General features: G+C 64.4%; 25 protein-coding genes. 15 read left to right on the forward strand and 10 right to left on the reverse strand.

Features of this window, described 5'->3' with window-relative positions:
• The first annotated feature begins 83 nt into the window (after positions 1-83).
• The 3 genes from IFT76_RS03395 (at position 84) to IFT76_RS03405 (ending at position 1482) form a co-directional block, all read left to right on the forward strand.
• Complete coding sequence (locus IFT76_RS03395) at positions 84-710, forward strand: response regulator transcription factor (RefSeq protein WP_122478828.1); 627 nt, start codon at positions 84-86, stop codon at positions 708-710.
• Positions 711-718: 8 nt separating this feature from the next.
• A complete protein-coding gene (locus tag IFT76_RS03400) occupies positions 719-1048 on the forward strand; it encodes an Hpt domain-containing protein (protein ID WP_192057406.1) in 330 nt (109 codons plus the stop codon).
• Positions 1049-1137: 89 nt separating this feature from the next.
• Positions 1138-1482 (forward strand): YggL family protein, encoded by a 345-nt coding sequence (locus IFT76_RS03405; RefSeq protein WP_122478832.1) that lies wholly within the window; start codon positions 1138-1140, stop codon positions 1480-1482.
• Positions 1483-1535: 53 nt separating this feature from the next.
• On the opposite strand, the gene IFT76_RS03410 is transcribed toward IFT76_RS03405, so the two are convergent.
• The 9 genes from IFT76_RS03410 to rlmM form a co-directional block, all read right to left on the reverse strand.
• Positions 1536-2444 (reverse strand): hydroxymethylglutaryl-CoA lyase, encoded by a 909-nt coding sequence (locus tag IFT76_RS03410; protein WP_192057407.1) that lies wholly within the window; start codon positions 2442-2444, stop codon positions 1536-1538.
• Complete coding sequence (locus IFT76_RS03415) at positions 2434-4368, reverse strand: acetyl/propionyl/methylcrotonyl-CoA carboxylase subunit alpha (RefSeq protein WP_192057408.1); 1935 nt, start codon at positions 4366-4368, stop codon at positions 2434-2436. Before IFT76_RS03415 ends, IFT76_RS03410 begins: the two co-directional genes overlap by 11 nt.
• Positions 4365-5165, reverse strand: coding sequence for an enoyl-CoA hydratase-related protein (locus IFT76_RS03420; RefSeq protein WP_192057409.1), 801 nt, complete (start codon positions 5163-5165; stop codon positions 4365-4367). Before IFT76_RS03420 ends, IFT76_RS03415 begins: the two co-directional genes overlap by 4 nt.
• Before the next feature lie 33 nt (positions 5166-5198).
• Complete coding sequence (locus IFT76_RS03425; RefSeq protein ID WP_192057410.1) at positions 5199-6806, reverse strand: carboxyl transferase domain-containing protein; 1608 nt, start codon at positions 6804-6806, stop codon at positions 5199-5201.
• A 53-nt stretch (positions 6807-6859) separates the two neighbouring features.
• Positions 6860-8038 (reverse strand): isovaleryl-CoA dehydrogenase, encoded by a 1179-nt coding sequence (locus tag IFT76_RS03430; protein ID WP_264382838.1) that lies wholly within the window; start codon positions 8036-8038, stop codon positions 6860-6862.
• A gap of 106 nt (positions 8039-8144) precedes the next feature.
• Entirely contained in the window at positions 8145-8513 is a 369-nt protein-coding gene (locus tag IFT76_RS03435; protein WP_122478842.1) for a MerR family transcriptional regulator, read from the reverse strand.
• Between the two features lie 128 nt (positions 8514-8641).
• Positions 8642-9247, reverse strand: a complete 606-nt coding sequence (gene miaE / locus IFT76_RS03440) for a tRNA-(ms[2]io[6]A)-hydroxylase (protein ID WP_192057411.1) — start codon at positions 9245-9247, stop codon at positions 8642-8644.
• An 87-nt stretch (positions 9248-9334) separates the two neighbouring features.
• The gene (tusA, locus tag IFT76_RS03445) at positions 9335-9580 is read right to left on the reverse strand and encodes a sulfurtransferase TusA (RefSeq protein WP_122712992.1); all 246 of its coding nucleotides are present in this window, start codon (positions 9578-9580) and stop codon (positions 9335-9337) included.
• 111 nt (positions 9581-9691) lie between these two features.
• Positions 9692-10756: a 23S rRNA (cytidine(2498)-2'-O)-methyltransferase RlmM gene (gene rlmM, locus IFT76_RS03450; protein ID WP_122478848.1), complete on the reverse strand. Its 1065-nt coding sequence runs from the start codon at positions 10754-10756 to the stop codon at positions 9692-9694.
• A 139-nt stretch (positions 10757-10895) separates the two neighbouring features.
• Here rlmM and acnA point away from each other — a divergent pair, with 139 nt between their 5' ends.
• From acnA to IFT76_RS03500, 10 genes are all read left to right on the forward strand, one after another.
• A complete protein-coding gene (gene acnA / locus IFT76_RS03455) occupies positions 10896-13646 on the forward strand; it encodes an aconitate hydratase AcnA (protein ID WP_192057412.1) in 2751 nt (916 codons plus the stop codon).
• A 325-nt stretch (positions 13647-13971) separates the two neighbouring features.
• Complete coding sequence (locus IFT76_RS03460; RefSeq protein ID WP_192057413.1) at positions 13972-15186, forward strand: PepSY-associated TM helix domain-containing protein; 1215 nt, start codon at positions 13972-13974, stop codon at positions 15184-15186.
• A complete protein-coding gene (locus IFT76_RS03465; protein WP_192057414.1) occupies positions 15183-15722 on the forward strand; it encodes a thiamine pyrophosphate-binding protein in 540 nt (179 codons plus the stop codon). Before IFT76_RS03460 ends, IFT76_RS03465 begins: the two co-directional genes overlap by 4 nt.
• Positions 15719-16054 (forward strand): hypothetical protein, encoded by a 336-nt coding sequence (locus IFT76_RS03470; protein ID WP_122478856.1) that lies wholly within the window; start codon positions 15719-15721, stop codon positions 16052-16054. Before IFT76_RS03465 ends, IFT76_RS03470 begins: the two co-directional genes overlap by 4 nt.
• The gene (locus IFT76_RS03475; RefSeq protein ID WP_192057415.1) at positions 16051-16614 is read left to right on the forward strand and encodes a DUF6162 family protein; all 564 of its coding nucleotides are present in this window, start codon (positions 16051-16053) and stop codon (positions 16612-16614) included. Before IFT76_RS03470 ends, IFT76_RS03475 begins: the two co-directional genes overlap by 4 nt.
• Positions 16615-16640: 26 nt before the next feature.
• Entirely contained in the window at positions 16641-17570 is a 930-nt protein-coding gene (locus tag IFT76_RS03480; protein ID WP_122712999.1) for a metal ABC transporter substrate-binding protein, read from the forward strand.
• Entirely contained in the window at positions 17567-18316 is a 750-nt protein-coding gene (locus tag IFT76_RS03485) for a metal ABC transporter ATP-binding protein (RefSeq protein WP_192057416.1), read from the forward strand. The genes IFT76_RS03480 and IFT76_RS03485 overlap by 4 nt, the downstream gene beginning before the upstream one ends.
• Positions 18316-19215, forward strand: coding sequence for a metal ABC transporter permease (locus IFT76_RS03490; RefSeq protein ID WP_446731090.1), 900 nt, complete (start codon positions 18316-18318; stop codon positions 19213-19215). The genes IFT76_RS03485 and IFT76_RS03490 overlap by 1 nt, the downstream gene beginning before the upstream one ends.
• Entirely contained in the window at positions 19216-20094 is an 879-nt protein-coding gene (locus tag IFT76_RS03495; RefSeq protein WP_192057417.1) for a metal ABC transporter substrate-binding protein, read from the forward strand.
• A 148-nt stretch (positions 20095-20242) separates the two neighbouring features.
• Entirely contained in the window at positions 20243-21808 is a 1566-nt protein-coding gene (locus IFT76_RS03500) for a methyl-accepting chemotaxis protein (protein WP_122478868.1), read from the forward strand.
• 57 nt (positions 21809-21865) lie between these two features.
• Here the strand turns inward: IFT76_RS03500 and IFT76_RS03505 are convergent, their stop codons facing one another.
• Positions 21866-22522 (reverse strand): alpha/beta family hydrolase, encoded by a 657-nt coding sequence (locus IFT76_RS03505; RefSeq protein WP_244647859.1) that lies wholly within the window; start codon positions 22520-22522, stop codon positions 21866-21868.
• 165 nt (positions 22523-22687) lie between these two features.
• Here IFT76_RS03505 and IFT76_RS03510 point away from each other — a divergent pair, with 165 nt between their 5' ends.
• Together IFT76_RS03510 and yghX are read left to right on the forward strand one after the other, a co-directional pair.
• Positions 22688-22897 (forward strand): DUF6434 domain-containing protein, encoded by a 210-nt coding sequence (locus tag IFT76_RS03510; RefSeq protein ID WP_122478872.1) that lies wholly within the window; start codon positions 22688-22690, stop codon positions 22895-22897.
• Positions 22898-22981: 84 nt separating this feature from the next.
• A complete protein-coding gene (gene yghX, locus IFT76_RS03515) occupies positions 22982-23869 on the forward strand; it encodes a YghX family hydrolase (RefSeq protein ID WP_192057419.1) in 888 nt (295 codons plus the stop codon).
• Positions 23870-23887: the final 18 nt, after the last annotated feature.

A 23887-nucleotide genomic window follows, 5' to 3' on the forward strand; every position in this document is an offset into this window, starting at 1 on the left:
CTCTTTCCCGAGTCCATTCGTATGCCCTTCGAAGCAACTGGGCTAAGGTGCGCGCTTTTACTGGATCGTTCAGGAGAGGCTGCATGCGTAATGTATTCATCATCGATGATCACCCTGTCATTCGGCTCGCCGTCAGAATGCTTCTGGAAAACGAAGGCTACTGCGTCGTAGGCGAAAGCGACAACGGGGTGGATGCCATGCAGATGGTGCGCGAGTGCCAGCCTGACTTGCTGATTCTCGATATCAGCATTCCCAAGCTCGACGGGCTCGAAGTACTGACCCGCTTCCATGGCATGAACGTCCCCTACAAGATCCTGGTACTGACCGCTCAGGCCCCGGCCCTGTTCGCCATACGCTGCATGCAGTCGGGCGCCGCCGGTTTCGTCTGCAAGCAGGAGGCCCTGAGCGAGTTGATCAGTGCCGTCCGCGCAGTGTTCTCTGGTTACAACTACTTTCCCAGCCAAGCGTTGATTCCGTCACGAGAAGATGAAGGCCAACTTCAGGAACTCGAACTGTTCAAGACCATCAACGACCGCGAGTTGATGGTCTTGCAGTTGTTTGCGCAGGGCCGCAGCAACAAGGAAATTGCCACAGGCATGTTTCTCAGCAACAAGACAGTCAGTACCTACAAGAAACGCCTGATGCAGAAACTTCAGGCGAACTCATTGGTTGAACTTATCGAAATGGCCAAGCGCAACGCGCTGGTGTGATTGCACACATGAACATCATCGACCCACTCAACGTCTTGACCGGCGGCAACAGCGTGCTCACGCGGCGACTGCTCGAGGAAGTACTGCGCAGTTGCACGGAGGATAGCCAGCGACTGCTTGCCATTGCCGACGACGACCACCAGGGCGTGGTGGAGATTGCTCACAAGATCAATGGCGCCGCTCGCATCGTCCAGGCGCACGCGGTCTATGAAGCGTGCCTGGCGCTGGAAGCAAGCCACCCATGGGACGATCTGCGTGCAGGACGTGAGGCCCTGCACCTGGCGTTGCTGGAATTGCAGACGCAGTTGCGCCTGGCACTGGCCGGGCTGGGCGAGTAGGTGCAGGGCAAGTCATTTGTCACTGAATCAGGCAGGCGCCTGGCTTAACTGGTAGACTGCGCCGCGATATTACCTAAGAGGATTGTTTCATGGCCACTAACCGCTCCCGTCGTCTGCGCAAAAAACTGTGCGTCGACGAATTCCAGGAATTGGGTTTCGAATTGAACCTGGACTTCAAGGAGGATTTGGCTGACGAGCAGATCGACGCATTCCTCGATGCGTTCCTGACCGAAGCAATGGACGCCAACGGCCTCGACTATGTTGGCGGCGACGACTTCGGTCTGGTTTGCCTGGCCAAGCGTGGTTCCGTCACCGAAGAGCACCGCACTATCGTCGAAGCCTGGCTCAAGGGTCGCAGCGAACTGACCCGCGTCGAAGTCAGCCCGTTGCTGGACGCCTGGCACCCAGAGAAGCCGATCAACTCGGCAGCTTGATGTACCGCTGAAAAAGGCCATCTTCGGATGGCCTTTTTTGTGGGCGCGATTTGCTAACGGGGTACTGCTGCGCCGGCGTGGGCGCGCGCTACGCGCGATGCGCTCTGCCTGCCCAGCGCGAGCATGATCGACTGCCCTGCCTGTACGACCTGCGCCAGATCCACGCCGGTAGCGATGCCCAGCCCGTGCAGCAGGTAGAGGACGTCCTCGGTCGCGACGTTGCCGCTGGCGCCCGGCGCGTAGGGGCAACCGCCCAGCCCCGCCACCGAGCTGTCGAACACCTGCAGGCCTTCCAGCAGGCAGGCGTAGATGTTCGCCACGGCTTGGCCATACGTATCGTGAAAGTGTCCGGCCAGATGCGCCCGCGGCACGCGCTGTGCGACCACTTCGATCAGTTTTCGCGCGGCCCCAGGCGTACCGACGCCGAGGGTGTCGCCCAGGGAAATCTCGTAGCAGCCCATCTGCAGCATGGCGCTGGCCACGTCGCGCACCTGCACCGCTGCGATCTCGCCTTCGTACGGACACCCGAGCACGCATGACACGTAGCCACGCACCTTGATACCGCGCAGGGCGGCGGCCGCCAGAACCGGTTCGAAGCGCTGCAGGCTCTGTGCGATGGAGCAGTTGATGTTGCGCTGGGAGAAGGATTCAGACGCCGCGGCAAACACCGCCACCTCCGATGCACCAGCTTGAATGGCGGCCTCGAAGCCTTGCAGGTTCGGCGTCAGTGCCGCGTAGGTCACCCCCGGCGAACGCTGGATGGCGGAAAAGACCGCCGCGCTGTCGGCCATCTGCGGCACCCAGCGCGGCGACACGAAACTGCCGACCTCGACATGCTGCAAGCCCGCCGCGACCAGCGCGTCGACCAGCGCTACCTTGTCTTCGACGCGCACACGGCCCTGCTCGTTCTGCAACCCGTCACGGGGCCCGACCTCAACGATCCGCACCCGTTCAGGCAGCATGTTCGGCCTCCTGCAACTCGATCAATACCCTGCCTTCGCTGACCATCTCGCCCTCTTCGCAGCACAGCGCCTGAACCACGCCTGCGCGGTTGGCACGCACGGTGTGCTCCATCTTCATGGCCTCCAGCACCACCAAGCCATCGCCCAACGCCACCTGCTGGCCCGGACTGACCAACAGACGGACGATGCTGCCGTTCATGGGCGCAGCGAGCGAGTCGTCGGACGCATGGGCACCGGTGCCCGCCGCCAGGGAGTCAACCAGCGCGACCTCGTAGGGGTCGCCTTGCCACTGCAGGTAGACGACGTCGCCGCGGCGGCCGATCAGCCGTGCTTCATCCGGGCCGGCGCAAGCGTTGCTCAAAGCCACCGTGCACAATCGGCTCTGGGCGCCACAGCGCAGGTCGAGCGTGGCTTGCGCAGGCATGAGTTGACGCCAACCAGTGGCAGCGCTCCAAGGTGAATGCGGGTCTTGTTCACAGGCAACAAGCGGGGCCGAACGCAGGAAGGCACGCGCGGCGCTGTGCCAGAACGCTTCGGTCAGCGCCGGTGGCGCAGGCAACAGCGCGTCGGCGTGGCGTTCGATGAAGCCGGTGTCGATTCGGGACGCGGCGAACGCAGGCGTGGCAAGGATGCGCTGCAGCAGGGCCAGGTTGCTCTTGATCCCGCCGACCGCCGTTTCGGCGAGCATCGCCAGCAGGCGCAGCCGGGCCTCTTCGCGATTTTCACCCCAGGCAATGAGCTTGGCGATCATCGGATCATAGAATGGCGAAATCACGTCGCCTTCGCGCACCGCGCTGTCCACTCGCCGACCGGGTCCGGCTGCCGGTTCCCGATACAGTGCCAATTGCCCACTGGCCGGCAGGAACCCGCCTGCTGGATCTTCGGCATACAGGCGCACCTCGATGGCGTGCCCGAACAGGGGAACCTGCGCCTGGCTCAGCGGCAGGGTTTCACCACGCGCCACGCGAATCTGCCAGGCCACCAGGTCCAGCCCGGTGATCGCTTCGGTCACCGGATGCTCGACCTGCAGGCGGGTATTCATCTCCATGAAGTAGAAACGCCCTTCCCCATCCAGCAGGAACTCCACCGTACCTGCGCCCACATAGCCAATCGCCTGGGCTGCGCGCACCGCGGCTTCGCCCATGGCCTGGCGCAGGGAGGCATCGAGCCCCGGTGCCGGTGCTTCCTCCAGTACTTTCTGATGCCGTCGCTGGATGGAGCAATCCCGCTCGTGAAGATAGAGGCAATGCCCCTGTGCGTCGGCAAAGACCTGGATCTCCACGTGCCGGGGTGCCACCAGGTATTTCTCGACCAGCATATGACCGTCGCCGAAGGCTGCCACGGCCTCTCGCCGCGCCGAGTCCAGGGCAGGTGCCAGTTCGGCGGCGGACTCGGCCACCTTCATGCCCTTGCCGCCACCGCCGGCAGCGGCCTTGAGCAGCACCGGGTAGCCGATGCGCTGCGCCGCATCGGCGAAGGTCGACAGGTCCTGGGCCTGGCCGTGGTATCCCGGCACCAGCGGCACTCCGGCGCGTTCCATCAGGGCCTTGGCCGCCGACTTGCTGCCCATGGCTTCGATGGCCTCGGCGGGCGGGCCGATGAACAGGATGCCCTCGAGCGCCAGGCGCCGGGCGAAGGCGGCGTTTTCCGACAGGAAGCCGTAGCCGGGATGGACCGCGTCGGCGCCACAGGCCAAGGCAGCGGCAACCACCTTGTCGATCTGCAGGTAGCTGTCGGCGGGTTTGCTGCCACCCAGGGGGATGGCCAGATCGGCCTCGTGCACATGGCGGGCATCGGCGTCGGCGTCGCTGTAGATGGCCACGCTGCGGATGCCCATGGCCCTGGCGGTGCGGATGATGCGGCAGGCGATCTCGCCACGGTTGGCAATCAGCAGCGTTGCCACGGTCTGCGGGAGTGGCTTCATGGGGTTACCTCTGCCCAGGCGGGCGCGCGTTTGTCGAAGAAAGCCTGCATGCCTTCCTGGCCCTCAGGGCCGGTGCGCAGCCGGGCGATCAGGGCCTGCGCCTGGGCCTGGCGTGGCGCCGTGACCTGGCCATCGCCGATAGCCAGCAGCAGCGCCTTGCAGGCGCGCATCGCTTCGGGACCGTTACCCAGCAGACGCCGTTGCCACGCCTGTACCGCCCGTTCCAGCTCGGCGCGCGGATACACTTCGTCGAGCAGTCCCAGTTCGCGGGCCCGCACGGCATCGAAACGCTCGGCGCTTAGCGCATAGCGGCGCGCGGCGCGCGAGCCGATGGCCTGGACCACGTAGGGACTGATCACCGCCGGCGCCAGGCCCAGGCGCACTTCACTGAGACTGAACAGCGCGTCGTCGGCGCCGATGGCCATGTCACAGCAACTGACCAGGCCCATTGCCCCGGCGAACGCGGCGCCCTGCACCACCGCGACGGTGGGCAGCGGCAGGCGCTGCAGCTGCTCCATCAGCTCGCTCAGACGCGTGGCCTCGGCGAGGTTTTCCGCGTAGCTCAGCCGGGCACTGGCTTGCATCCAGGCCAGATCGGCACCGGCGCTGAAGTGTTGCCCATGGCCACGCAGGAACATGAAGCGCAACCCTGGCCGCTGGCTGATGTGGTCGAAAGCCTGGCGCAGCTCCTCCAGCATGAGCGCATTGAATGCGTTGTTCTTGTCCGGTCGATCGAGCCAGACGCTGGCCACGTGTTCGGCGCTGATGTGCAGCTGTATCGTGGAAAATTCGTGCATACCCTGATCCCCGATTCCTGATAAATGCATGGGCTACATGCGGAAGACGCCGAAGCGGGTTTCGACCAGCGGCGCGTTCAACGCCGCCGATAAACCCAGCGCCAGTACGGTTCGGGTTTGCGCAGGATCGATCACGCCGTCGTCCCACAGACGTGCCGAGGAATAGAACGCGTGGGCCTGTTGTTCGTACTGCGCCACCATGGGCTCGGCCAGTTGCCGGGCCTGTTCGTCGCTGAACGCCTGACCCTGGCGCTGGGCCTGCTCCTGCTTGACCTGGACCAGCACGCCGGCCGCCTGCTGGGCGCCCATCACGCCGATCTTGGCGTTCGGCCACATCCACAGGAAGCGCGGATCGTAGGCGCGCCCGCACATCCCGTAATTGCCCGCGCCGTAGCTGGCACCAATGATCACGGTGAACTTGGGCACCTTGGCGCAGGCCACCGCCGTGACCAGCTTGGCGCCGTGCTTGGCGATACCGCCGGCCTCGTATTTCTGGCCGACCATGAAGCCGGTGATGTTCTGCAGGAACACCAGGGGGATTCCGCGCTGGCACGCTAGCTCGATGAAGTGCGCGCCCTTCTGCGCGGCCTCGGCGAACAGCACGCCGTTGTTCGCCAGGATCGCCACCGGGTAGCCGTGGATATGCGCAAAACCACAGATCAGGGTCGGCCCGAACAGTGCCTTGAACTCGTCGAAGGCCGAGTCGTCGACGATGCGCGCGATGATTTCGTGGATCGGCAGTCGCTGCTTGGGATCAGTGGGGACCAGACCGTAGATCTCGTCTGCGGCATGGCGTGGCGGCCGCGGTTCGATACAGGCCAGCCAGCCCTGCTTGCGTCCGTTCAGATGGGCGACGCAGCGCCGGGCGATGGCCAGTGCGTGCTGGTCGTTTTCGGCGTAGTGATCCGCCACCCCCGACTGCCGGCAATGCAGGTCGGCACCGCCGAGGGCCTGCGCGCTGACCACCTCGCCGGTGGCGGCCTTGACCAGGGGCGGGCCGGCCAGAAAGATGGTCGCCTGATCGCGAACCATGATGGTCTCGTCACTCATGGCCGGCACATAGGCGCCCCCGGCCGTGCACGAGCCCAGCACCACGGCGATCTGGGCGATGCCCTGGGCGCTCATGTTGGCCTGGTTGAAGAAGATCCGCCCGAAGTGCTCGCGGTCTGGAAACACTTCGTCCTGACGCGGCAGGTTGGCGCCCCCGGAGTCGACCAGGTACAAACAGGGCAGGCGGTTATGCTGGGCGATTTCCTGGGCGCGCAAATGCTTCTTCACGGTCAGCGGGTAATAGCTGCCGCCTTTGACCGTGGCATCGTTGGCGATGATCATGCACTCGACGCCGGACACCCGTCCGATACCGGTGATCAAACCGGCAGCGGCGACCTGTTCGGGATACACCTCATGGGCGGCCAGCAGGCCCACTTCGAGGAAGGCCGAGCCTGGGTCGAGCAGCACGTCGATACGCTGCCGCGGCAGCAGCTTGCCGCGCGCGACATGCCGCGCCTGCGCCGCTTCACCACCGCCCTGGTGAATCTGCGCCGCGCACTGCTGCAGCGTTTCGAGCTGCCGCAGCATGGCTTCACGATTGGCGGCGAAGTCGGCGGAACGGGTGTTGACCTGGGTGTGCAGAATGGCCATGGGCATTTCCTGTGCGAATACGGCACCAGAGGGACGCGTCAGCGGTTGCGGGCTCAGCGGGTCTGCTCGAACAGCTCGCGGCCGATCAGCATGCGACGGATCTCGCTGGTGCCTGCGCCGATCTCGTACAGCTTGGCGTCACGCCATAGCCGCCCGGCGGGAAATTCGTTGATGTAGCCATTGCCGCCGAGGATCTGGATGGCTTCACCGGCCAGCCAGGTGGCTTTTTCGGCGGCATACAGAATGACCCCGGCGCAGTCCTTGCGCACCTGGCGCACGGGTGCCTGGCCCAGTGCATCGAGGTGCCGGCCCACGGCGTAGAGGTACGCCCGGCATGCCTGCTGGGTGGTGTACATGTCGGCCAGCTTGCCCTGGATGAGCTGGAACTCGCCGATGCTCTGGCCGAACTGCTGGCGGTCGTGGACGTACGGCAGCACCAGGTCCATGGCCGCCTGCATCAGCCCCAGCGGGCCACCGCTGAGCACGGCGCGCTCGTAGTCCAGGCCACTCATCAGCACACCGACGCCCTGCCCCGTCTGGCCCAGCACGTTCTGCAGCGGCACTTCGACGTCCTGGAACACCAGCTCGCCGGTGTGCGAGCCGCGCATGCCCAGCTTGTCGAGTTTCTGCGCGACGCTGAAGCCAGGCGCGCCTTTCTCCAGGATGAACGCAGTGATGCCCTTGGCGCCGGCCGCCATGTCGGTCTTGGCGTAGACCACCAGCACGTCGCAGTCCGGGCCGTTGGTGATCCACATCTTGGTGCCGTTGAGCACGTAGCGGTCGCCCTTGAGGTCGGCGCGCAAGCGCATGGAAACCACGTCGGAACCAGCGTTGGGCTCGCTCATGGCGAGTGCACCGATGTGTTCGCCGCTGATCAGCTTCGGCAGGTAGCGGGCCTTCTGTTCGGCAGTGCCGTTGCGGTTGATCTGGTTGACGCAAAGGTTGGAATGGGCGGCGTAGGACAAACCGATGGCTCCGGAGCCGCGGGAGATTTCCTCCATGGCGACCATGTGCGCCAGGTAGCCCATGCCCGTCCCGCCCCACTCTTCGGCCACGGTCAGGCCCAGCAGGCCCATGTCGCCGAACTTGCGCCACAGGTCGGCAGGAAACTGGTCGCTGCGATCGGCCTCGGCGGCACGCGGGGTGATCTCGCGCGCCACGAAGGCGGCCACGGAATCGCGCAGCATGTCGATGTCTTCGCCAAGGAAGAAATCCAGTCCCGGTACTGAAATCATGTTCGCCACCCACTTGTTGTTTTTTTTGGGGAGAAAGCTGTTGAGCACAATCATCTTGCAGGAAACGTTACAGGGGGCACTGCGCACCGCAGACGCGCTCCGGTCAAGTCTGCAGCGCGGCGCGGCAGCGTTCTTCAGCGGTGTCGAGCTCCACCTGCATCTGTTCGATGTCCAGCATCTGCTGCTGCAACTGCGCCCGGCGCTCGGTGATCTTCTCCAGAAAACGGTCGAGTTGCTTGCGGTTGCCCGACGGGTCGTACATGTCGATGAGCTCTTTGCATTCGGCCAGGGAGAAGCCGATGCGCTTGCCGCGCAGGATCAGTTTCATCGCCACCAGGTCTCGCGGCGCATAGATCCGCTCCTGGCCACGGCGCGTCGGTGTGACCATGCCCTGCTCTTCATAGAAACGCAGGGTCCTGGGCGTTACGTCCAACAACTGGGCTATGTCGGAAATGCTGTAGGTCGCGCTCACGTCGATCGACTTCCTCGTGCTTTACGTTAACGTAAACGTCAGCCAGAGGTCTGTCAATACACGCAACTGTGCTATCGAGGGGCGGGAAGTCTCTCGACGCGATCCTGGGAGCGCGTCATCGGCAGCGGTCAGGCGAAGGCCGGCACACCGCTGTGGAAGCGAAATTCGGGGTCGGGCGTTTCGATCAGTTCGGCTTCGGCCACGCGGACCCTGTCGACGGTCTGGGCGATATCGGCGGCATCGCCGTATTGATGCGCCAGTTTCAGGTAGCCCTGGTAATGCCGCGCTTCGCTCATGAGCAGGCCGTTGTAGAAGGTGCCCAGCTCTTCGTCCAGATGCGGCACCAGAGCCGCGAAACGCTCGCAGCTGCGCGCTTCGATGAAAGCGCCAACCACCAGGGTGTCGACCAGCTTGACGGGCTCGTGGTTGCGCACCTGCTTGCGCAGCGACGAGGCATAACGGCTCGCCGACAGGGGTTGCAACTCGACTCCGCGGCGCTTCATCAGGCGCAGGACCTGCTCGTGGTGCACCAGCTCCTCGCGAGCCAGGCGCGACATCATGTTGATCAGGTCGGCATGGGTGCAGTACTTGGCGATCAGGCTCAGGGCCGTGGAAGCTGCCTTGAATTCGCAGTTCTTGTGGTCGATCAGCAAGGTGCGCTGGTCGGCCAGCGCGGCCTGGACCCAGGCATCGGGCGTAGGGCAGCCGAGAAAGGCATGAATTTCAGACAGCATGGCCAGGCACCTGGAAAAAAGGGGGCGATTATACCCAGCTCGCCTGCAACTGGGTATGTGCGCCGCGCGACCGCCGCTGCGAGGCGATCAGTCGCTTTTCTTGCGGATCCAGTAGCGGTAGGTGCCGCCCTCCTCGTCCTGCTGAACCAGCTCATGGCCCAGGAATACGCAGAACTTGGGGATGTCGCGACGGGTCGAGGGGTCGGTGGCAATGACTTTCAGCAGGCCGCCTGCAGGCAGGTCGCGCACATGCTGGTGCAGCATCATCACCGGTTCCGGACAGCTCAGGCCGGTGGCATCCAGGGTACGGTCGGCAGGCAAGGTTTGAGTCATGAAAAGCTCCAGGTCAAGCGGGCATTCAGGCGCACGTTCGCAACCAATAGTGTAGCGCCAGCGCGCGGTCCGAGCGCAGCGTGCGACGCCAGGCCGCAGCGCTCGGATCGATCAGCGCCGGCCGCCGTCGAGTCGACGCAGGTGGCAGGTGACTTCCTCGCGGTCATGGTAGAGCTGCTTGCAGCCGATCTGGACCTTGATGCCGCGCGCCTTGAAACCCTCTTCGATGCGCTCGAGCAAGCGCCGGACTTCGGCATAGCGCTGCTTCATCGGCAGCTTCAGATTGACCACCGCTTCGCGGCAGAGGTTCTCCCCCAGCCAGGTTTCCAGCAAGGCGGCGTTGCGCGCCGGCTTCTCGACGATGTCGCAGACCATCCAGTCCACCGTCTGCTTGGGCCGATAGGTGAACCCGTCGGCCATCAGATGGGTGACCAGTCCGGTGTCCATCAGGCTCTGTGCCATGGGCCCGTTGTCGATGGCGGTAACCAGCATGCCGCGGCGTACCAGCTGGTAGGTCCAGCCACCGGGTGCGGCGCCCAGGTCGACACCGGTCATGTCGCCGTGCAGGCGTTCGTCCCATTGCTCGCGGGGAATGAAGTGATGCCATGCCTCTTCGAGTTTCAGGGTCGAACGGCTGGGCGCTTCGCGGGGGAACTTGAGCCGCGGGATGCCCATGGGCCACATGGCGAAATTACCCGCGTCGGCCATGCCCAGGAAGACTTCGCGACCACTCTTGAACGTCAGCAGCAGGCGCGGCAAGGCAGGATCGTCCACCAGCCTGCCAGCACCCAGCAGGGCCTTGCGCAGCGGTGCTTCGAACTTCTTGCAGAAATTCGACAGCTCCTTGCCATCGTTGGTGTCGAGCACTTCCAGCCACAGGCTGCCACACACTGGATAGGCCGCCAGGTGGTCGAGCAGCACGCTGATGCGGTCGGTTTCGGGCAACTGCACGAAATCGCCCCTGGCCCACTGCCGTGGAAATATCAAGTCACTAAAACGCAACTCGCGCATCAACCGCGCCGGACCGGCCGGTTCGTGGCAGATGAATTCGGCGCAGGCGGTCAGCGGCTTCGCCTTGGCATACCCAGCAACCCCCAGCCGTGCGGCGTGTTCGGCGATCTCCGAGCAGACCTCGCCTTCGAAGCCGGGGCGGCAATGCATAAACAGCGTATTCATAAAGGGACTTTCACCGCCGGGGTGCTCAAATCGGCGCATGATAAAGGAAATCGGAACCCTGGGCATGCACTGGAAGTCCCTGACTGAAAGAACCTGTTTATCCAGCCCGTGCCGTGCGGGCCTGAAAAGGAGCTGATCCATGTCCTCCCTCGATAGCCTGAAAAGCCTGAAGACGCTCGACGTCGCGGGCACGTCCTATCACTACTTCAGCCTGCCCGATGCTGCCAACAGCCTGGGTGACCTGCAGAAACTGCCGATGTCGCTCAAGGTCCTGCTGGAGAACCTGCTGCGCTGGGAAGACGGCAAGACCGTGACCGGTGCCGACCTCCAGGCCCTGGCCGATTGGCTGCAGGAGCGCCGCTCCGATCGCGAGATTCAATACCGCCCGGCACGGGTGCTGATGCAGGATTTCACCGGGGTACCGGCGGTGGTCGACCTCGCCGCCATGCGCGCGGCCGTGGCCAAGGCCGGCGGTGACCCTCAGCGAATCAATCCGTTGTCGCCGGTGGACCTGGTGATCGACCATTCGGTCATGGTCGACCGTTATGCCACCGGGCAGGCATTCGAGGAAAACGTCGACATCGAGATGGAGCGCAATGGCGAGCGCTATGCGTTCCTGCGCTGGGGTCAGAGCGCGTTCGACAACTTCAGCGTGGTCCCGCCGGGCACCGGCATCTGCCACCAGGTCAACCTCGAATACCTTGGCCGCACCGTCTGGACCAAAGAAGAAGACGGCCGCACCTACGCCTTTCCCGACACCCTGGTGGGTACCGACTCCCACACCACCATGATCAACGGCCTGGGGGTACTGGGCTGGGGCGTCGGCGGTATCGAAGCGGAAGCCGCCATGCTCGGCCAGCCGGTGTCGATGCTGATTCCCGAGGTCATTGGCTTCAAGCTCACCGGCAAGCTCAAGGAAGGCATCACGGCCACCGACCTGGTACTGACCGTGACGCAGATGCTGCGCAAGAAAGGCGTCGTGGGCAAGTTCGTCGAATTCTACGGTGATGGCCTGGCCGATCTGCCCCTGGCCGACCGCGCGACCATTGCCAATATGGCGCCGGAGTACGGTGCCACCTGCGGTTTCTTCCCGGTGGATGACGTGACCCTGGGTTACCTGCGCCTGTCCGGACGCCCGGAAGCCACCGTGCAATTGGTCGAAGCCTATTGCAAGGCGCAGGGCATGTGGCGCCTGCCCGGCCAGGAGCCTGTATTCAGCGATACCCTGGGGCTGGACATGGGTGAGGTCGAGGCCAGCCTGGCCGGGCCGAAGCGCCCGCAGGATCGCGTGGCATTGCCCAAGGTCAGCGCGGCGTTCGACGATTTCATCGGCCTGCAGCTCAAGCCGACCAGCAAGGAAGAAGGCCGCTTGGAAAGCGAGGGCGGCGGTGGCGTGGCGGTGGGCAACGCCGACCAGACCGAGGGCACGCCGTATACCTGGCGCGGCCAGACGCACAATCTGCAGCACGGCGCAGTGGTCATTGCGGCCATCACCTCGTGCACCAACACCTCCAACCCCAGCGTGATGATGGCCGCCGGCCTGGTGGCAAAGAAGGCGGTCGAGAAAGGCCTGACCACCAAGCCGTGGGTCAAGACTTCCCTGGCCCCCGGCTCCAAAGTGGTGACCGACTACTATCGGGCTGCGGGCCTGACCCAGTATCTGGACACGCTGGGCTTCGCCCTGGTCGGTTATGGCTGCACCACCTGCATCGGCAACTCCGGGCCGCTGGACGAGCCTATCGAGCAAGCCATCCAGAGCGCGGACCTGACCGTGGCTTCGGTGCTCTCGGGCAACCGCAACTTCGAGGGCCGGGTGCACCCGTTGGTGAAGACCAACTGGTTGGCCTCACCACCACTGGTAGTCGCCTACGCCCTGGCCGGCAGTGTGCGTACCGACATCAGCAGTGAACCCTTGGGCACCGGCAGTGACGGCCAGCCGGTCTACCTGCGCGACATCTGGCCGACCCAGCAGGAGATTGCCGACGCAGTGGCCAAGGTCGACACCGCGATGTTCCACAAGGAGTACGCCGAGGTGTTCGCCGGCGATGCGCAATGGCAGGCAATCGAAGTGTCGCAGGCGCCTACCTACGTCTGGCAGGCCGACTCGACCTACATCCAGCATCCACCGTTTTTCGAGGATATCGCCGGTCCCGCACCCGTGATCGCCGACGTGCAGGGCGCAAGCATTCTGGCCTTGCTGGGGGATTCGGTCACCACCGACCACATCTCCCCTGCGGGCAACATCAAGGCTGACAGTCCGGCGGGCCGTTATCTGCGCGACAAGGGCGTGGAACCGCGTGATTTCAACTCCTATGGATCGCGCCGAGGCAACCACGAAGTGATGATGCGCGGGACCTTTGCCAACATCCGTATCCGCAACGAAATGCTCGGGGGTGAAGAAGGTGGCAACACCTTGTTCATTCCTACGGGCGAGAAGCTGCCGATCTACGATGCGGCCATGCGCTACCAGCAGGCCGGCACACCGCTGGTGATCATTGCCGGCCAGGAGTACGGCACCGGTTCGAGCCGCGACTGGGCTGCCAAGGGGACCAATCTGCTGGGCGTCAAGGCCGTGGTGGCGGAGAGTTTCGAGCGTATCCACCGTTCCAACCTGGTGGGCATGGGCGTGCTGCCCTTGCAGTTCACCGACGGGCAGAGCCGCAAGAGCCTCGCCCTGACCGGCCGCGAGACCCTGGAAATCGTCGGTTTGAGTGGTGCCCGGCTGCAGCCGCACATGCGCCTGGACCTGCGCATCCGCCGTGAGGACGGCCAGCAGGAAACCGTCGAACTGCTGTGCCGGATCGACACCCTCAACGAAGTGGAGTATTTCCGTTCCGGCGGTATCCTGCACTACGTCTTGCGCCAGTTGATTGGGAACCCCGTGGTGTAAAGCATCTGTAGGAGCGGTCAGCGGCCGCGAAAAGAACACCGCGGATGATCTGACATGCCGCGGTGTCTGGTTCGCGGCCGCGGACCGCTCCTACGGGGGATCGAAGGGATTGCTCCCGTTGACCGGCGGGTATCAACCACAACGGGGCCTGCAGCGCTTTCTGAAACATTAGGTTTCAAATGATTGCACCCGTAATTCATTTGGTTCTTGTTCTCATTCTTGTTTATCCAGTGCAATAGCCGCCATCCAAATCCGTGGCCACCTGTTCGCTGGATCCGGAAAGTGCCCTCAGGCGACCGGCTTCGTGAATCGAGAACGTTTTCCCATGTCCAAGAAATCCCGCTCGAAAATCTGGTTCCTGGTGCACAGCTGGTTGGCCCTGCCGATCTGGTTTTTCGTGCTGATCGTATGTGTGACCGGCACCCTGGCCGTGGTGAGCACCGAGATCATGTGGCTGATCAATCCGGAAATGCGTGCCAACAAACCGTCCGACGACGCCCAGCCGTTGAACTACGACCAACTGATGGCCGCCATCGAACGCGATCATCCCGAGCTGCGAGTCAGCAATCTCATTCACCCCGACGGCGACTACTTCGCCGTCAACGCCAGTGTCACCTACCCGGACGGCCGCTCGCCAACGGTCTATGTGAACCCCTATACCGGCGTGCTGCAAGGCGTCAGTCCGGCGTTCGACTTCCCGGCCTTCACCCGCGCCCTGCACGGCTGGTGGCTGGTGCCCTTCACCAACGGTTTCTCCTGGGGCTGGTACCTGGTGTCGTTCCTCGGCCTGCCGCTGCTGGCGTCCTTGATCACCGGCCTGGTGGTGTACAAGAAATTCTGGAAGGGCTTTCTCAAGCCCACCCTGCGCCTGAACCAGGGCGCACGGGTGTTCTGGGGTGACTTCCACCGCCTCAGCGGTATCTGGTCGATCTGGTTCATCGCGGTCATCGCCATTACCGGCGTGTGGTTCCTGATTCGCGCCATCCTCTACGACAACCAGATCAGCATCTCCAGCTACTCGCCGGTCACCTCGGTGATTGCCCGGGCCGACGTGCCGCTGGTGGCCGACGGCACGCCGGCACCGATGATTCCGGTCGAGCAGGCCATCGCCGTGGTCAAGCAGCAGGTGCCGGGCCTCGATGCCAGCTACGTGTCGCTGCCGCTCAACGCGTACAGCCCGATGGAAGTGGGTGGCCGCAGCTGGTACCCGCTGATGTTCCAGACCGCCAGCATCAATCCCTACACCGGGCAGCTGATCAGCTCGCACCTGCTGGGCGACCGCAATGCACTGGAGTTCGTTACCGAGTCCATGCGCCCGCTGCACACCGGTGACTTCGGAGGGCTGTGGATCAAGCTGATCTGGGCCTTCTTCGGCCTGCTGCTGAGCATGATGGTGCTCAGCGGCTTGATGATCTGGAGCAAGCGCACCGCGCTGGCCACGGCCCAGGCGTTCAAGCGCGGCGCCCGCCACGAAACTGCGCAGACGCCCACCGGCAGCCTGCACCCGATTGCCCACAAGACCGCGGAGCGCAGCCTGTGAGCCGAGTCCTCAGTGCCCCCACGCCTTCGCCCCTGTCGCGTTTCTGGCGCAAGTGGCGGTTCCATATCAACGTGCTGCTGGTGTTCATCCCGCTGAGCTTCATGCCGCACTATTTCGCCGAGAACGCCATGGATCGCGGCGACAGCGGCCTGGGCGAGCGGACAGTAGGCGACATCGCCGTCGGGCCGTGGAGCCTGACCCTGGCCGAACGCCGCATCGAAGGCCCGACCGCCGAAAGCGGCCAGGACATCAAGTACTTCAACGCGGCCCTGTGCAAGACCTGCATCGACCAGGTCAAGGCCACCTACCTGCGCATCGGCAAGCCACGCAGCCTGAGGGCTGCAGGCGTGATCTTCTTCGGCAGTGGCTACCGCATGTTCGCCGGGTTGCCAGTGCCGGCCAAAACCCAGGCCGATGCTCAGCTGTGGATCACCATGGAAGGCTGGGACGGCTCGATGCACCAGACCTCCATTCCATTGAGCCAGGCATCACCCGCGACGATGGCCTGGCTGAACCGTCAAGGAACCCGACCATGACCCGCGTTTCATTCATCCGCTGGCCCGCCCTGGCACTGGGGCTGCTCGCTGCCGCCTGCAGCGGCGTGGCCCTGGCGCACAACCCGATGTGCGAATGCAAGCAGATCGACGACCAGCAGATCCGCTGCACCGGCGGATTTTCCGATGGCAGCGGCGCGCCGGGGGTGACCCTGGACGTGGTCGGCTATGACGAAAGCATCCTGGTACCCGGCAAGCTGGGCAGCGATTCGACCGTGACCTTCAAGCGTCCGGATGCCGAGTTCTATGTGCTGTTCGATGCCGGCCCCGGCCACGTCGTCGAAATCGACCAAGCCGACATCGAGGCACCATGAGCACGCCTGTCACGCACATCGTGCGCACGGCCGGTGCGGGCCATGAAACCCTGTACGTCGGCCTGCTCTGCCTGTTCATCCTGCTGGCGGCGGCCGGCGTCGTGTCCTGGCACGGGGTCAGCCACGAAGCCGTCGCGGTACCGTCCCACCAGCTCGACGCCCGACGCGACCTGAGCGCCGCCGAACAGGGCATCTACGCCGACCTGCGAGTGACCCTCGACGAGGTCCGCCTGCTGGCCGAGGAACAGTCCGATCCGGTCACGCCCGAGCAACTGGCCCGCGAGGGCTTCCCACCCTTCGCCCAGGACGCCAGCTCGGTCAGCCGCGGCAGCCACGCCTGGCAGATGGTCCAGGGTACCTACGTGGGCCTGAGCCAGGCGCCAGAGGTGGCGGGCTCGTTCCTGCTGCGCATGAACGGCGCGGACGCCGATGTCTGGCTCAACCGCGCACCCTCCGCCAGTGCACCGGCGCTGCTGGACGACACGTCGCTTGCCGACAGCGGCTGGCAGCAGGTCATCGCCCAGTTCGACACCGGTGTCACCCGTCAGCATCGCCATTGAATACGCCCTCTTCACCAGGATTCTTCATGCCCAGATCTATTGCCCGCCGTCCGTTGCTGCGACTCCTGTCCGTTGCCGTGCTGGGCACCCTGTTCACCAGCACCGCCTGGGCCGCCGACGGCAAGCCGCTGCGTATCGGCATCACACTGCACCCCTATTACAGCTATGTAGCGAACATCGTCGGCGACAAGGCCGAAGTGGTGCCGTTGATCCCGGCCGGGTTCAACCCCCATGCCTACGAGCCACGCGCCGACGACATCAAGCGCATCGGCAGCCTGGACGTGATCGTGCTCAATGGCGTCGGCCATGACGATTTTGCCGACCGCATGATCGAAGCCAGCGAGAAACCCGATATCCACGTGATCGAGGCCAATGCCGACGTGCCCCTGCTGGCGGCCACCGGGACGATGGCGCGTGGCGCCGGCAAAGTGGTCAATCCGCACACGTTCCTGTCCATCAGTGCCTCTATCGCCCAGGTCAACAACATCGCCCGCGAACTGGGCAAGCTCGACCCGGACAACGCCAAGTTCTACACCGCCAATGCCCGGGCCTACGGCAAGCGCCTGCGCACGCTGCGCGCCGACGCCCTGGCCAAGCTGACCCAGGCGCCCAACGCCGAGCTGCGGGTGGCCACGGTACACGCGGCCTACGACTACCTGCTGCGCGAGTTCGGCCTGGAAGTGACCGCCGTGGTCGAGCCGGCGCACGGCATCGAGCCCAGCCCCAGCCAGCTGAAGAAGACCATCGACCAGCTGCGTGAACTGGACGTCAAGGTGATCTTCTCGGAAATGGATTTCCCTTCGACCTATGTGGAAACCATCCAGCGCGAGTCGGGAGTGAAGATGTACCCCCTCTCGCACATCTCCTATGGCGAGTACAGCGCCGACAAGTACGAGAAGGAAATGGGCGGCAACCTCGACACCGTGGTCCGGGCCATCCAGGAGGCCGGCGCATGACGGCCGCCGAACCCCTCGCCCTCGCCCGCAGCGGCCCCGCCATCGAGTTCGCCGAAGTGGGCCTGGTGCTGGGCCGCACGCTGATTCTCGACCAGGTCTCCTTTCGCGTGGCCAGCGGCAGCGTGCACGCGCTGGTCGGACCCAACGGCGGTGGCAAGAGCTCGTTGATCAAGACCCTGCTGGGGCAGATGCCCCATCGTGGCCAGTTGAGCCTGCAGTGGCCGGGCAGCCCCGGGGTGATCGGCTATGTACCGCAGGCACTGGAATTCGACCGTGGCCTGCCGATGACGGTCGACGATTTCATGGCCGCCATGTGCCAGCGTCGGCCTGCCTTTCTCGGCCTGTCGAAACGCTATGCCGGCGCCATTGGCGAGGCCCTGGAGCGAGTCGGCATGCAGGACAAGCGCAAGCGCCGCATGGGCGCGTTGTCGGGCGGCGAACGCCAGCGCGTGCTGTTGGCGCAGGGCTTGATCCCGGCGCCGCAGCTGCTGATCCTCGACGAGCCCATGTCGGCGCTCGACGAAGCCGGCATCCAGGTGTTCGAGCGCCTGCTGCTGGACTGGCAGCAAGCCGGCATCACGGTCGTGTGGATCGAGCACGACCTGGAAGCGGTCAAGCGTCTGGCCGACCACGTCACCGGGCTCAACCGACGCGTGCTGTTCGACGCCAGGCCGGCGGACGCACTGACGCCAGACCGGCTGTTGACGCTGTTCTCCACCCATCCACGCGCCGGGGGCCTCGCCTGATGGACTACGAACAGTTTCGCCTGGCCATCCAGGGCCTTGCCTCGAACGGCTACCTGCCCGCTGCACTGGCCTATGGTTTCGTGGTCAACGCCTTGATCGCCGGGTTGCTGATCGGCCCGGTACTGGGCGGCCTGGGAACGCTGGTGGTGGTCAAGCGCTTTGCGTTCTTTTCCGAAGCGGTCGGGCATGCCGCGCTCACCGGCGTGGCCATCGGCATCCTGCTCGGCGAACCCTACACGGGCCCCTACGGCAGCCTGTTCGGCTACTGCCTGTTGTTTGGCATCGTGCTCAATTACCTGCGCAACCGCACCGGCCTGGCGCCGGACACGCTGATCGGCGTGTTTCTGTCGGTCTCGCTGGCCTTGGGTGCCAGCCTGCTGTTGACCCTGGCCGGCAAGATCAACGTGCACATCCTCGAGAACGTGCTGTTCGGCTCGGTACTGACAGTCAACGGCAACGATCTGCTGGTACTGGCCGTGGTCGGTACCCTGGTCCTGAGCCTGAGCCTGCCGCTGTACAACCGCATCATGCTGGCCAGCTTCAATCCGCAGCTGGCCGCGGTGCGCGGGGTGGCGGTGAAAGCCCTGGATTACCTGTTCGTGATTCTGGTGACGCTGATCACCGTGGCAGCGGTGAAGGTCATCGGCGCGATCCTGGTCGGTGCGCTGCTGGTGATTCCGGCAGCGGCGGCGCGGCTGCTGAGCCAATCGCTCAAGGGCTTCTTCTGGATCTCGGTGATCATTGCCACGGTGAGCACCCTGTGCGGCATCCTGCTGCCGATCCTCTTCGATCTGCCGGTGCCTTCCGGGGCGGCCATCATCCTGGTCGCAGGCCTGGCCTTCGCTCTCGCCGCCATCGCCCGCGGCACCTTGCCCAGCCTCAAAGGGAACATCGGATAAATGCCTACTCTGCGCAAACTGACAGTCGCCCTGGCCCTGTGTGCGGCGCTCGCCCCTGCGATCCAGGCGGCGGAGCCGGTGAAGGTTCTCGCCAGCCTGCCGATCACCTACGGCCTGGGCCAACTGCTGCTCAAGGACAGCGGCGTGCAACTGCACCGTGCGGCCGCCGCCAACCTGCCCGGCTCCCGACAGAATGCCTATTTCACCGGCCGCGGCGCAGAAGCCCTGGCCGGACTGGCCGGCGCTGCCGACGCGGTGATCGGGCTGCGTTCGCTATGGCCTGACGACTCCCTGTACCCGCTGGCGCGGCGCAGCAACATTCGCATCGTCGAGATCGACGCAGCGCGCCCGGTCGACGGGGTGCTGCCCGGTATCGCGGTACAGCCGGGCGTGAGCGGACTGAACAGCCAGCCGTGGCTGTCGAGCAACAACATGGGCCGCATGGCCGACGTCATGGCTGCCGACCTGGTACGCCTGGCTCCGGCCGCCAAACCGCGGATCGACGCCAACCTGGCCGCACTCAAGCAGCAACTGCTCAAGCTCAGCGCCGACAGCGAGGCACGCCTGGCAAAGGCGGACAATGTCAGTGTGGTCAGCCTCAGCGACCGCTTCGCCTACCTTGCAGCCGGTCTCAATCTGGACACGGTGGCCACCCAGGTGCTCAACGACGAACAGTGGGACACCGCGCAGCTGGAGAACCTGAGCATGACGCTCAAGGACAACGACGTTGCCCTGGTCATCGACCATCGCCAACCGCCCGAAGCGGTCAAGGCGGTGATCACTGCCGCAGGCAGCAAGCTGCTGGTGCTGGCCGAGGAAAGCGACGACCCGATCGCCGACCTGCAGGCTCACATGAGCGCCGTCATCCAGGCCCTTTGACCCTACCCTGCCGTAAGCAGGCTGCGGTTCCCGGGCCTGCTCGGCAATGACTTTGAAGCCCTCTCACCACCCTTCGCCGATATCCCATTCAATCTTTTCCCGAGCTGGCCGAGAACCTGTCAAAGCCCCACGGAATGAATGGACACTCATGCGTAACAATCAGCCTATCACCCAGCGCGAACGGACTTTCCCTGCCCAGCAGCGCCTGATTTCCACGACCGACACCCAAGGAATGATCACCTACTGCAATGATGCTTTCGTGGAGATCAGCGGGTTCACCCGCGAGCAGCTGATTCGCGCGCCGCACAATACAGTGCGCCACCCGGACGTGCCTTCGGCGGTGTTCGAGCACATGTGGGCGACGCTGCGCCAGGGCCTGCCATGGATGGGCATCATCAAGAACCGTTGCGAGAACGGCGACTACTACTGGGTCAACGCCTATGTCACCCCAGTGCTGGAAAACAAGCAGGTGGTAGGTTACGAATCGGTCAGGATCAAGCCGACGGCCGAGCAGATCCGTCGTGCCCAGTCGCTCTACGAACGCTTGAACAACGGCAGGTCGGCGGTACCCGGCCGCGATCGCTGGATGCCGGTGCTGCAGAACTGGGTACCGTTCATTCTGGTCAGCCAGGTCGGCTTCATGATCGGCACCTGGCTGGATACCTCGTGGGGGTTCGCCCTGGCTGCCGGGCTGTCGCTGCCGCTGGGTCTGATGGGCCTGAGCTGGCAGCAGCGTGGGATGAAGCGCCTGCTCGATCTGGCGGACCAGACCACCTCGGACCCCCTCATCGCGCAGATGTACACCGACAGCCGGGGCGCCCAGGCGCGCCTGGAAATGGCCATTCTGAGCCAGGAAGCGCGCTTGAAGACCTGCCTCACCCGTTTGCAGGACACCGCCGAGCACCTGACCGGTCAAGCCCGGCAATCCGACGCCCTTGCACACCAGAGCTCCCAGGGCCTGGACCGTCAGCGCCTGGAAACCGAGCAGGTAGCCGCTGCGGTGAACCAGATGGCGGCCACTACCCAGGAAGTGGCCAGCCATGTGCAGCGCACTGCCGACGCCACCCAGGAGGCCAACCGCCTGACCAGCCGCGGGCGCGACATCGCCGGCGAAACCCGCGAGGCGATCCAGCGCTTGTCGGTGGTCGTCGGGGAAACCGGGCAGACCGTGACCCAGCTGGCCAAGGACAGCGACGAGATCGGCGGCGTGGTGGATGTGATCAAAGGCATCGCCGACCAGACCAACCTGCTGGCGCTCAACGCAGCCATCGAAGCGGCACGCGCCGGCGAAATGGGCCGCGGCTTCGCCGTGGTCGCCGACGAGGTGCGTCAGCTGGCACAACGCACCAGCGAGTCGACCGGGCAGATCCATGGGCTCATCGCCAAGCTGCAGCAGACCGCCAACAATGCCGTGCAGACCATGGATGCCGGTCACCGTCAGGCCGAGGAAGGCGTGGCTCGCGTGCTGGAAGCCGACCAGGCGTTGATCGGCATCAGCGAAGCGGTCGCCAACATCACCGACATGACCACGCAGATCGCCGCAGCCACCGAAGAGCAGAGTGCAGTGGCCGAGGAGATCAGCCGCAACATCACCACCATCTCGCACCTGGCCGATGAAACCAGCGAACAGGCGCAGAACTCGGCACTGCTCAGCGAAGAGCTGACCAAGACCGCCAACAGTCAGTACTCGCTGGTGGAGCGTTTCAACCGCTGACTGCCCCCTGCCCTCGCATCGCAGCCTGCATGGCAGGCCACGTGTCGGCCACGCGAGTCAGGACAGGAAGGCCACGATCCGGTCGGCGGCGGTCTGCAGATGCTGATCGTGGCTGAACCCGGATGACTTCAAGGGTTTGAGGTCATGATCGGCGGCGCTGAGCCAGTACAGCTCGACTTGCTCCGACAACTCATAGCCTGCCACTGTCTCGCAGTTGCCCAACGCATCGCGCTCGCCCTGGATGATCAGGGTTGGCGTGCGCAGGTCGGCCAGGTGTTCGACTCGCGGCTTTTCCGGCTTGCCGGCCGCGTAGAAGGGATACCCCAGGCACACCAGTGCATCGGCACCCAGTTCGTCCGCCAGCAGGCTGGCCATCCGTCCGCCCATGGATTTCCCCCCCACGGCCAGGGTTCCCGTCACCAGCGGTCGCACCAGGGCATAGGCCTGTCGCCAGCTTTCCAGCAGGCTTGCCTGCGGACTGGGCGGACGCTTGCTGCCGCCGCTGCGGCGCTGGGCCATGTAGGGAAACTCGAAACGCACCACGCTGACCCCGCCAGCGGCCAGGCGCTCGGCCATGCTGTTCATGAAGGCACTGTCCATCGGCGCGCCGGCACCGTGCGCAAGGATCAGGCACGGCGCCTGCACGCCAGTCTGGGCAGGGTTCCACAGCCAGCCGTTGTCTTGCATGCGTTGGCTCCACTGATCTTCGCTCATCATCCTTCCGTCGACGTTTGGCACTATTGGCGATTCACAGACTCTGAGGCAAAACGCGGCACAGGAAAAGTGCCCTGTGCATGATGGCGTGCACGACGTCAGCGTGCAGGCGCGGCTCGCCCCCTCCCCTATACTCAATGATCTTTTCGCGAAGGATAGCGATTCATGAACTTCGACTGGCACAGTGCTCCCATCACCCGTTACACCCCCCTGGACAGAGGCTATCGCAACACTCAGAACGTGCGGCGTTTCCTGACCGAGGCATGCGGCCCGAACTTTCATTTCGACCGCCCCTTCATGGCCTGGCTCAAAAGTGGCGAAGCCAAGACCATGGGCCAGGTCGCGGACCACTGGAACCTGCTGCATCGCCGCTGACGCGCGAAGCGCTGGCCAGGGTGCGAAACGCTGCTTTAATGAGTGCAACCCTCACCGCTTGGTGTCTTCCGATAGGAGTGCCCGATGGATCGCCTCAGTGCCAAGGATTTTTCCCCCGAGTTGCTGGAACTGTACGACTTCTATGCCCATGGCAAGATCAACCGCCGCGAGTTCCTCGACCGCGCGGCGCTGTTCACCTTTGGGGGGCTGACGGCAGGCGCATTGCTGGCCAGCCTGAGCCCGAACTATGCATTGGCCCAGCAGGTGGAATTCACCGATCCACAGATCGTGGCCGAATACGTCACCTACCCCTCGCCCAATGGCCATGGCCAGGTGCGTGGCTACCTGGTGCGGCCGGCCCAGGCCACCGGCAAGGTGCCAGGCGTGGTGGTGGTGCATGAGAACCGCGGGCTCAACCCTTATATCGAAGACGTCGCACGGCGGGTCGCCAAGGCCGGCTACATGGCCCTGGCCCCGGATGGCCTGACCTCGGTCGGCGGCTATCCGGGCAACGACGACAAGGGTCGGGCGCTGCAGGAGAAGGTCGACCCGACCAAACTGATGAATGATTTCTTCGCTGCGATCCCCTGGCTGATGGCGCACGAGGGTGCCACGGGCAAGGTCGGCATGACCGGCTTCTGCTATGGCGGCGGTGTGTCCAATGCGGCGGCGGTGGCCTATCCCGAGTTGGCGTGCGCGGTGCCGTTCTATGGCCGTCAAGCCGATGCCAAGGATGTAGCGAAGATCAAGGCGCCGCTGCTGCTGCATTTCGGCGAACTGGACACGCGCATCAACGAAGGTTGGCCCGCGTACGAGGCAGCGCTCAAGGCGGCAGGCAAAACCTACGAGGCGTACATCTATCCCGGCGCCAACCATGGTTTCCACAACGATTCGACCCCGCGCTATGGCAAGGCCGCAGCCGACCTGGCCTGGGAACGCACGCTGGGCTGGTTCGAAAAATACCTGAGCTGACGTAGAATGCCGGCCCTT

This window comes from Pseudomonas sp. CFBP 13727 (assembly GCF_014841915.1).
Taxonomy (GTDB): Bacteria; Pseudomonadota; Gammaproteobacteria; order Pseudomonadales; family Pseudomonadaceae; genus Aquipseudomonas; species Aquipseudomonas baltica.

Excerpts from the sequence above, each read along its gene's own strand:
- IFT76_RS03395 (WP_122478828.1), top strand. The coding sequence starts at position 84 with ATGCGTAATGTATTCATCATCGATGATCACCCTGTCATTCGGCTCGCC.
- IFT76_RS03470 (WP_122478856.1), top strand. The coding sequence starts at position 15,719 with ATGACCCGCGTTTCATTCATCCGCTGGCCCGCCCTGGCACTGGGGCTG.
- IFT76_RS03505 (WP_244647859.1), bottom strand. The coding sequence starts at position 22,522 with ATGAGCGAAGATCAGTGGAGCCAACGCATGCAAGACAACGGCTGGCTG.
- rlmM (WP_122478848.1), bottom strand. The coding sequence starts at position 10,756 with ATGAATACGCTGTTTATGCATTGCCGCCCCGGCTTCGAAGGCGAGGTC.
- miaE (WP_192057411.1), bottom strand. The coding sequence starts at position 9,247 with ATGCTGTCTGAAATTCATGCCTTTCTCGGCTGCCCTACGCCCGATGCC.
- IFT76_RS03420 (WP_192057409.1), bottom strand. The coding sequence starts at position 5,165 with ATGCACGAATTTTCCACGATACAGCTGCACATCAGCGCCGAACACGTG.
- IFT76_RS03425 (WP_192057410.1), bottom strand. The coding sequence starts at position 6,806 with ATGGCCATTCTGCACACCCAGGTCAACACCCGTTCCGCCGACTTCGCC.
- IFT76_RS03510 (WP_122478872.1), top strand. The coding sequence starts at position 22,688 with ATGAACTTCGACTGGCACAGTGCTCCCATCACCCGTTACACCCCCCTG.
- IFT76_RS03485 (WP_192057416.1), top strand. The coding sequence starts at position 17,567 with ATGACGGCCGCCGAACCCCTCGCCCTCGCCCGCAGCGGCCCCGCCATC.
- IFT76_RS03460 (WP_192057413.1), top strand. The coding sequence starts at position 13,972 with ATGTCCAAGAAATCCCGCTCGAAAATCTGGTTCCTGGTGCACAGCTGG.
- IFT76_RS03415 (WP_192057408.1), bottom strand. The coding sequence starts at position 4,368 with ATGAAGCCACTCCCGCAGACCGTGGCAACGCTGCTGATTGCCAACCGT.
- yghX (WP_192057419.1), top strand. The coding sequence starts at position 22,982 with ATGGATCGCCTCAGTGCCAAGGATTTTTCCCCCGAGTTGCTGGAACTG.
- acnA (WP_192057412.1), top strand. The coding sequence starts at position 10,896 with ATGTCCTCCCTCGATAGCCTGAAAAGCCTGAAGACGCTCGACGTCGCG.
- IFT76_RS03495 (WP_192057417.1), top strand. The coding sequence starts at position 19,216 with ATGCCTACTCTGCGCAAACTGACAGTCGCCCTGGCCCTGTGTGCGGCG.
- IFT76_RS03405 (WP_122478832.1), top strand. The coding sequence starts at position 1,138 with ATGGCCACTAACCGCTCCCGTCGTCTGCGCAAAAAACTGTGCGTCGAC.
- IFT76_RS03400 (WP_192057406.1), top strand. The coding sequence starts at position 719 with ATGAACATCATCGACCCACTCAACGTCTTGACCGGCGGCAACAGCGTG.
- IFT76_RS03500 (WP_122478868.1), top strand. The coding sequence starts at position 20,243 with ATGCGTAACAATCAGCCTATCACCCAGCGCGAACGGACTTTCCCTGCC.
- IFT76_RS03490 (WP_446731090.1), top strand. The coding sequence starts at position 18,316 with ATGGACTACGAACAGTTTCGCCTGGCCATCCAGGGCCTTGCCTCGAAC.
- IFT76_RS03480 (WP_122712999.1), top strand. The coding sequence starts at position 16,641 with ATGCCCAGATCTATTGCCCGCCGTCCGTTGCTGCGACTCCTGTCCGTT.
- tusA (WP_122712992.1), bottom strand. The coding sequence starts at position 9,580 with ATGACTCAAACCTTGCCTGCCGACCGTACCCTGGATGCCACCGGCCTG.
- IFT76_RS03410 (WP_192057407.1), bottom strand. The coding sequence starts at position 2,444 with ATGCTGCCTGAACGGGTGCGGATCGTTGAGGTCGGGCCCCGTGACGGG.
- IFT76_RS03475 (WP_192057415.1), top strand. The coding sequence starts at position 16,051 with ATGAGCACGCCTGTCACGCACATCGTGCGCACGGCCGGTGCGGGCCAT.